The sequence below is a fragment of the Pectobacterium versatile genome, assembly GCF_003932035.1.
Taxonomy (GTDB): domain Bacteria; phylum Pseudomonadota; class Gammaproteobacteria; order Enterobacterales; family Enterobacteriaceae; genus Pectobacterium; species Pectobacterium versatile.
In genome coordinates this window covers 4,989,408-4,997,114 of the sequence record NZ_CP034276.1, presented here as the reverse complement: position 1 = coordinate 4,997,114, position 7,707 = coordinate 4,989,408, and the positions used below count along the sequence as shown (strand labels likewise).

General features: G+C 49.1%; 8 protein-coding genes. All 8 read left to right on the top strand.

The features are described 5' to 3' along the window. The first annotated feature begins 359 nt into the window (after nt 1–359). The 8 genes from mnmG to atpA all read left to right on the top strand — a co-directional run bounded on the left by mnmG (nt 360) and on the right by atpA (nt 7,707). Complete coding sequence (gene mnmG, locus EIP93_RS22615) at nt 360–2,249, top strand: tRNA uridine-5-carboxymethylaminomethyl(34) synthesis enzyme MnmG (protein ID WP_039275941.1); 1,890 nt, start codon at nt 360–362, stop codon at nt 2,247–2,249. A gap of 82 nt (nt 2,250–2,331) precedes the next feature. Continuing rightward, entirely contained in the window at nt 2,332–2,952 is a 621-nt protein-coding gene (rsmG, locus tag EIP93_RS22610; RefSeq protein WP_103862424.1) for a 16S rRNA (guanine(527)-N(7))-methyltransferase RsmG, read from the top strand. A 623-nt stretch (nt 2,953–3,575) separates the two neighbouring features. Next, complete coding sequence (gene atpI / locus EIP93_RS22605) at nt 3,576–3,959, top strand: F0F1 ATP synthase subunit I (protein ID WP_039487785.1); 384 nt, start codon at nt 3,576–3,578, stop codon at nt 3,957–3,959. Nucleotides 3,960–3,981: 22 nt separating this feature from the next. Further along, on the top strand, nt 3,982–4,782 hold the full coding sequence (gene atpB / locus EIP93_RS22600) for a F0F1 ATP synthase subunit A (RefSeq protein ID WP_103862423.1): 801 nt from the start codon (nt 3,982–3,984) through the stop codon (nt 4,780–4,782). 49 nt (nt 4,783–4,831) lie between these two features. Then, a complete protein-coding gene (gene atpE, locus EIP93_RS22595; protein WP_005976545.1) occupies nt 4,832–5,071 on the top strand; it encodes a F0F1 ATP synthase subunit C in 240 nt (79 codons plus the stop codon). Nucleotides 5,072–5,134: 63 nt separating this feature from the next. Further along, complete coding sequence (gene atpF, locus EIP93_RS22590; RefSeq protein ID WP_010681466.1) at nt 5,135–5,605, top strand: F0F1 ATP synthase subunit B; 471 nt, start codon at nt 5,135–5,137, stop codon at nt 5,603–5,605. A gap of 14 nt (nt 5,606–5,619) precedes the next feature. Continuing rightward, complete coding sequence (gene atpH, locus EIP93_RS22585) at nt 5,620–6,153, top strand: F0F1 ATP synthase subunit delta (protein ID WP_010300085.1); 534 nt, start codon at nt 5,620–5,622, stop codon at nt 6,151–6,153. Nucleotides 6,154–6,165: 12 nt separating this feature from the next. Continuing rightward, nucleotides 6,166–7,707 (top strand): F0F1 ATP synthase subunit alpha, encoded by a 1,542-nt coding sequence (atpA, locus tag EIP93_RS22580; protein ID WP_005976551.1) that lies wholly within the window; start codon nt 6,166–6,168, stop codon nt 7,705–7,707.

Sequence of the window (7,707 nt, the reverse complement as noted above, 5' to 3'; positions counted from 1 at the left end):
CTATGCTTATTTCAGGTGTAAAAGCAGTAGTTATCCCAATAACAACCCGAGTATGTTTTTTGTCCTGTGCATAACTCCGCATTAAGATCCCAGCTTATACTGGCTAGGATCACCGATCATTCACAGGTAAGGATCATCTCCATTCTCTTGATCTTTAATATGAATAATCACTTATCCACACAACATGACGATCCTAATAATAGATCTAATAAAGAGATCTTTAAATAAAAAGATCTTTCTTTAATTAACGAGGATCCAACGGACTTGGTCGTTGGCTCAAAGTTGAGTAGAATCCCCTCCCCAGGGCAAATAACGATCGTTCGCCACTCATCATTCGCGATAATGCGAGGAGCAGTACCATGTTTTATCCAGATCCATTTGACGTCATCGTGATCGGTGGCGGTCATGCCGGAACAGAAGCAGCAATGGCTTCTGCCCGAATGGGCCAACAGACGCTTTTGCTCACACACAATATCGACACGCTGGGACAAATGTCTTGCAACCCAGCGATCGGCGGTATTGGGAAAGGTCATCTGGTTAAAGAGATCGATGCCATGGGAGGCTTGATGGCGCGAGCCGTCGATCAGGCAGGTATACAGTTTAGGATACTAAACAGCAGTAAAGGCCCGGCCGTCAGAGCAACGCGCGCACAAGCGGATCGCGTGCTCTATCGTCAGGCTGTTCGCACCGCACTGGAGAATCAGCCAAATCTGACGATCTTCCAGCAAGCTGTTGACGATCTGATCGTGGAAAACGATCGCGTTGTCGGTGCGGTTACCCAGATGGGACTCAAATTCCGTGCAAAAGCCGTGGTGTTGACGGTAGGCACCTTCCTTGATGGCAAAATTCATATCGGGTTGGATAACTACAGCGGTGGGCGTGCAGGCGATCCGCCTTCCATTCCGCTCGCGCGCCGCCTGCGTGAACTGCCTCTGCGCGTCAACCGCCTGAAAACCGGCACTCCGCCGCGTATTGACGCCAGAACAATTGATTTTAGCGTGTTGGCACAACAGCACGGTGACAACCCGATGCCGGTTTTCTCATTCCTGGGGAATGCGAGCCAGCATCCGGCACAAATGCCGTGCTACATCACGCATACCAATGAGAAGACTCATGATGTGATCCGTAATAATCTGGATCGCAGCCCGATGTATGCCGGGATCATCGAAGGGATCGGGCCACGCTATTGCCCATCGATCGAAGACAAAGTCATGCGCTTTGCCGATCGAAATACGCATCAGATCTTTCTTGAACCTGAAGGACTGACTAGCAACGAAATTTACCCTAACGGGATCTCAACCAGTTTACCGTTTGACGTCCAGTGGCAGATTGTTCGCTCAATGGCAGGGATGGAAAATGCACGCATCGTTCGTCCTGGCTATGCGATTGAATACGATTTCTTCGATCCTCGCGATCTGAAACCTACGCTGGAAAACAAATTTGTTCATGGCCTGTTCTTCGCCGGACAGATCAACGGAACAACAGGTTATGAAGAAGCCGCAGCACAAGGCATGCTGGCAGGGCTGAATGCCGCTCGACTGGCTGCTGATAAGGAAGGCTGGTCACCGCGTCGCGATCAAGCTTATCTCGGCGTGTTGGTTGACGATCTCTGTACGCTGGGGACGAAAGAGCCCTACCGTATGTTTACCTCACGCGCTGAATATCGTCTGATGCTGCGTGAAGATAATGCCGATCTGCGTTTGACTGAAATGGGTCGTGAGCTGGGAATGGTCGACGATCACCGCTGGGCACGTTTCAACGAGAAGCTCGAGAGTATTGAAAAAGAGCGTCAGCGCTTGCGCGACATTCACGTTCATCCGCAATCTGAGCAGCTAGACCAGATCAACTCACTGCTGAAGACGCCGCTGTCCCGTGAAGCGAATGGTGAAGAGCTGCTTCGTCGCCCAGAAGTGGATTACGTTCAGCTTACTGCGCTACCGTTGTTTGCCCCAGGATTAACCGACGAGCAGGCTGCAGAACAGGTTGAAATTCAGGTCAAATACGAAGGGTATATTGCTCGTCAGCAGGATGAAATCGAGAAACAGCAGCGTAATGAAAATGCACTGCTGCCTGCCGATCTGGATTACAAACAGGTGAGTGGATTGTCCAATGAGGTGATTGCCAAGCTGAACGATCATAAACCTTCGTCGATCGGTCAGGCTTCACGAATTTCTGGCATTACGCCAGCGGCGATCTCCATTCTGCTGATCTGGCTTAAAAAACAGGGTCTGCTGCGCCGCAGCGCCTGATTTACGGTAAACTTATCCCCTAAATAGCCGGTTCTCCGGCTATTTTTATTATTAACCTCATATTTTTCATCGGGATCTTATTGTGCGCAACACACTCGATAATCTGCTAAACGCGGCTGGTATGGTGATTTCAGATAAGCAAAAAAATCTTCTGATACAGTATGTTGACATGCTGAATAAGTGGAACAAAGCTTATAACCTGACGTCGGTACGCGATCCGCAGCAAATGCTTGTCCGCCATATCATGGACAGTATCGTGGTTGAGCCACACTTACACGGGCAGCGTTTTATCGATGTGGGTACCGGGCCTGGGTTACCGGGAATTCCATTGGCGATTGTTCGCCCTGAGTCGCATTTTACCTTGTTGGATAGTCTGGGTAAGCGTGTGCGCTTCCTGCGTCAGGTACAGCATGAACTACAGCTTGAAAATATCACGCCAGTGCAGAGTCGCGTTGAGGCGTTTCCAGCAGAACCGCCTTTTGATGGGGTGATCAGCCGGGCATTTGCCTCTTTGCAGGACATGATTAGCTGGTGTAGTCATCTTCCAGCCAGACCAGCAGGGCGGTTTTATGCTCTAAAAGGCGTACTTCCAGAGGATGAATTGTCATCCTTGCCACAAGGTGTCCTATTGGATCAGGTTGTTCGCTTATCCGTTCCCGATCTGGAAGGTGAGCGCCATTTGATCGTGCTTAAACCAAACTAATTTTGTTTTTTATCAAAAAAATTATAACTAAATATTGCGTGTCAGGATGCCACCTCGTCTATCGGTGGCATGGTTCCAGAACGCATCGCGATCACTGAAATTTTACATCTTCTTTTTTTCAGCGTTGTCCTTTTGCTTTCGCACTGAATAATAACGAGTGAAAATAAATCATCGGCATCAAAATTTAGTTATTTTTGTGTTAATTAAGTAAAAAAACGATATCAATAATGTCAAGAGGTGGTTGGAACGTTGTTTATTGCTCTTTTTGAACGCTGTTTTTATTAACTCATTGAAATTAAATGGAATAAATACGTTTTATTGCTAAGGGCAAAAAAATACACATCCTGTTGTAAATATTCGTAAGCCCTTTTATGTGAGTCATATCACAGATTAGAGGCCTTTAGAAATTAATGACACCAGACATGAGTCGTGAGGATTGTTAGTAAAAACGGGGCTTCAGAAAGAAATTTAAATAATTGTTCACCTTTTCGCTACTTATCGATTGAATTCGCAGGTATGACCCGTATAATTTGCTCGTTTTTTGCTGCTTGACTCAGTGGTGTAAAGGCAGTTTTATACGTCATTCGGTATACCTCTGAAAAGGTACGGAGAGAGCAAACGTCATGCCTGTATCCCTTTACAGCGGAAAAGTAGCCTTAAGGCTGCTGTTGTTACAGTTAGTGACTTTTGCTTTGTTGAGTGCTGCTTTCAGCCTCAATAGCGTCAACGCTGCTGCTTCTGCATTAGGCGGAGGATTAGCAGCCTGGTTACCGAATGTGTTGTTTGTGCTGTTTGCCTTGCGTCACCAGTCACACAAGCCTGCTGATGGGCGTGTGGCTTGGTCATTCGCGATTGGCGAGGCGCTTAAGGTATTTATCACCATTGCACTGTTAGTGGTGGCGTTAGGCGTGTTTAAAGCGGCATTCTTTCCGCTTGGCCTGACTTATTTATCGGTGCTGGTTATGCAGATCGTGGCACCGGCCGTAATTAATCGTTACCGTAATTAACAACAAAAGGGTAAGAGACATCATGGCTGCTGGAGAAATCTCTACTCCGCAAGAGTATATCGGTCACCACTTGCAGCATTTGCAGGTCGGGACGGGTTTTTGGTCGATCAACGTCGATTCGATGTTTTTCTCCATCGCTCTTGGGGTCCTCTTTCTGGTTATTTTTCACCGCGTAGCGAAACGTGCGACCAGCGGTGTGCCAGGTAAGCTGCAAACGGCCGTCGAACTGGTTATCGGTTTCGTTGATGGCACCGTACGCGATATGTTCCATGGCAAAAGCAAACTGATTGCTCCTCTGGCACTGACCATTTTCGTCTGGGTTTTCCTGATGAATATGATGGACCTGCTGCCTATCGATCTGTTGCCACAAGCCTGGGCGGGTATCTATAGCCTGCTGGGATACGATCCGGCGCATGCTTATCTGCGTGCTGTGCCGACGGCTGACGTGAACATCACGCTGTCGATGGCGCTTGGGGTGTTTGTTCTGGTTCTGTTCTACAGCATCAAAATGAAGGGTCTCGGTGGTTTTGTTAAAGAACTGACCATGCAGCCGTTCAACCATCCAGTATTTATTCCTATCAACCTGATTCTTGAAGGTGTCAGCCTGCTGTCCAAACCTATTTCCTTAGGCTTGCGACTGTTTGGCAATATGTATGCGGGTGAGTTGATCTTCATCCTGATTGCCGGTCTGTTGCCGTGGTGGTCACAATGGCTGTTAAATGTGCCTTGGGCTATTTTCCACATTTTGATTATTACGCTTCAGGCTTTTATTTTCATGGTTCTGACGGTTGTTTATCTCTCGATGGCATCTGAAGAGCATTGATTTTCTTTCAACAAATAACGTTTTTAACTGAAACAAACTGGAGACTGTCATGGAAAACCTGAGTGTGGATCTGCTGTACATGGCTGCCGCGTTAATGATGGGTTTGGCGGCAATCGGTGCTGCGATCGGTATCGGCATTCTGGGTGGTAAATTCTTGGAAGGTGCTGCTCGTCAGCCTGACCTGATTCCTTTACTGCGTACACAGTTCTTTATCGTCATGGGTCTGGTTGACGCCATCCCGATGATCGCTGTTGGTCTGGGGCTGTATGTGATGTTTGCGGTGGCCTAAGCAGAATGTTTTCTGCTGAGGTTAAAACATCAACTTATTTAACTTTGAAAGAGGCATTGTGCTGTGAATATTAATGCAACAATCCTCGGCCAGGCCATTGCGTTCGTCCTGTTTGTCTGGTTCTGCATGAAGTATGTATGGCCGCCGATGATGGCAGCCATCGAGAAACGTCAGAAAGAAATTGCTGACGGTCTGGCTTCTGCTGAACGTGCCAAAAAAGATTTGAACTTGGCTCAGGCCAATGCGACAGATCAACTGAAGAAAGCCAAAGCGGATGCTCAGGTTATCATCGAGCAGGCGAACAAACGCCGTGCTCAGATCCTGGATGAGGCGAAAGCTGAAGCGGAAGCTGAACGTAACAAGATTGTGGCGCAGGCGCAGGCTGAAATCGAAGCCGAACGTAAACGTGCTCGTGAAGAGCTGCGTAAGCAAGTTGCCGTATTGGCGATTGCCGGTGCCGAGAAAATTATTGAACGTTCCGTGGATGAAGCTGCTAACAGCGACATCGTTGATAAACTGGTCGCTGAACTGTAAGGAGGGAGGGGCTGATGTCTGAATTTGTCACGGTAGCTCGCCCCTACGCCAAAGCAGCTTTTGACTTTGCGGTTGAGAATCAGGCCTTGGATCGCTGGCAGAACATGCTGGCGTTTTCGGCCGAAGTAGCGCGCAATGAGCAAATTGCCGAATTGCTTTCTGGTGCAGTCGCACCGATTGAACTGGCGAAAACGTTCATTGCCGTTTGTGGTGATCAACTTGATGAAGCCGGTCAGAACCTGATTAGGGTGATGGCCGAGAACGGACGTTTACCGGTGCTTACTGAAGTACTGGAACAATTTATTCAACTGCGGGCAGCGCTAGAATCGACGGTTGACGTCGATGTCATTTCTGCCAATACGTTGAATGAGCAGCAGCTATCGAAGATCGCTGCCGCTATGGAAAAACGTCTGTCACGCAAAGTGAAGCTGAATTGCAAAATTGATAAGTCTGTCATGGCCGGCGTGGTTATTCGCGCGGGCGATATGGTGATAGATGGCAGCATTCGCGGTCGTCTGGAACGTCTGGCAGACGTCTTGCAGTCTTAAGGGGACTGGAGCATGCAACTGAATTCCACCGAAATCAGCGAACTGATCAAGCAGCGCATTGCTCAGTTCAATGTGGTGAGCGAAGCTCACAATGAAGGTACTATTGTTTCCGTCAGCGACGGAATCATCCGTGTCCACGGTCTGGCAGACGTGATGCAGGGAGAGATGATCTCTCTGCCGGGTAACCGTTATGCGATCGCACTGAACCTGGAGCGCGACTCCGTTGGTGCGGTAGTTATGGGTCCGTATGCGGATCTGGCTGAAGGCATGAAAGTAAAATGCACCGGCCGTATTCTTGAAGTTCCAGTTGGTCGCGGCCTGTTGGGTCGTGTGGTCAACACGCTGGGCGCACCGATTGACGGTAAAGGCGCACTGGATCACGACGGTTTCTCTGCGGTTGAAGCGATTGCGCCTGGCGTTATCGAACGTCAGTCCGTTGATGAGCCGGTACAAACGGGCTATAAGTCCGTTGACGCCATGATTCCAATCGGTCGTGGTCAGCGTGAGCTGATTATCGGTGACCGTCAGACGGGTAAAACCGCGCTGGCCATCGACGCCATCATCAACCAGCGTGATTCCGGCATCAAATGTGTGTACGTCGCTATCGGCCAGAAAGCCTCCACGATTTCTAACGTGGTACGTAAACTGGAAGAGCATGGCGCACTGGAAAACACCATTGTTGTTGTTGCTACCGCGTCTGAATCTGCTGCTCTGCAATATCTGGCACCGTATGCCGGTTGTGCGATGGGCGAGTACTTCCGCGACCGTGGTGAAGATGCACTGATTATTTATGATGACCTGTCTAAACAGGCCGTTGCTTATCGTCAGATTTCTCTGCTGCTCCGTCGTCCGCCAGGTCGTGAAGCTTATCCTGGTGACGTTTTCTATCTCCACTCCCGTTTGCTGGAGCGTGCATCGCGTGTTAACGCCGATTACGTTGAAGCATTCACCAAGGGTGAAGTGAAAGGGAAAACCGGTTCGTTGACCGCTCTGCCGATCATCGAAACGCAAGCGGGTGACGTTTCTGCGTTCGTTCCGACCAACGTAATTTCTATTACCGATGGTCAGATCTTCCTGGAATCTAACCTGTTTAACGCCGGTATTCGTCCTGCGGTTAACCCAGGGATCTCCGTATCCCGTGTGGGTGGTGCAGCACAGACCAAGATCATGAAAAAACTGTCCGGTGGTATTCGTACCGCGCTGGCACAGTACCGTGAACTGGCAGCATTCTCTCAGTTCGCTTCCGATCTTGATGATGCAACCCGTAAACAGTTGAGCCACGGTCAGAAAGTGACCGAGCTGTTGAAGCAGAAACAGTATGCGCCGATGTCTGTCGCACAGCAGTCTCTGGTTCTGTTTGCGGCGGAACGTGGTTATCTGGAAGATGTTGAGCTGTCGAAAGTCGGTAGCTTTGAAGCGGCACTGTTGGCTTATGCTGACCGTGAGCATGGCGAACTTCTGCAACAAATCGACCAGACTGGCGCTTATAACGATGAGATCGAGGGCAAGTTTAAAGGCATCCTCGATACTTTTAAGGCAACCCAGTCCTGGTAA

What these genes read in the sequence shown, in the direction of transcription:
- mnmG (WP_039275941.1), top strand. Translation starts at nt 360, where the DNA reads ATGTTTTATCCAGATCCATTTGACGTCATCGTGATCGGTGGCGGTCAT.
- atpI (WP_039487785.1), top strand. Translation starts at nt 3,576, where the DNA reads ATGCCTGTATCCCTTTACAGCGGAAAAGTAGCCTTAAGGCTGCTGTTG.
- atpB (WP_103862423.1), top strand. Translation starts at nt 3,982, where the DNA reads ATGGCTGCTGGAGAAATCTCTACTCCGCAAGAGTATATCGGTCACCAC.
- atpE (WP_005976545.1), top strand. Translation starts at nt 4,832, where the DNA reads ATGGAAAACCTGAGTGTGGATCTGCTGTACATGGCTGCCGCGTTAATG.
- atpH (WP_010300085.1), top strand. Translation starts at nt 5,620, where the DNA reads ATGTCTGAATTTGTCACGGTAGCTCGCCCCTACGCCAAAGCAGCTTTT.
- atpA (WP_005976551.1), top strand. Translation starts at nt 6,166, where the DNA reads ATGCAACTGAATTCCACCGAAATCAGCGAACTGATCAAGCAGCGCATT.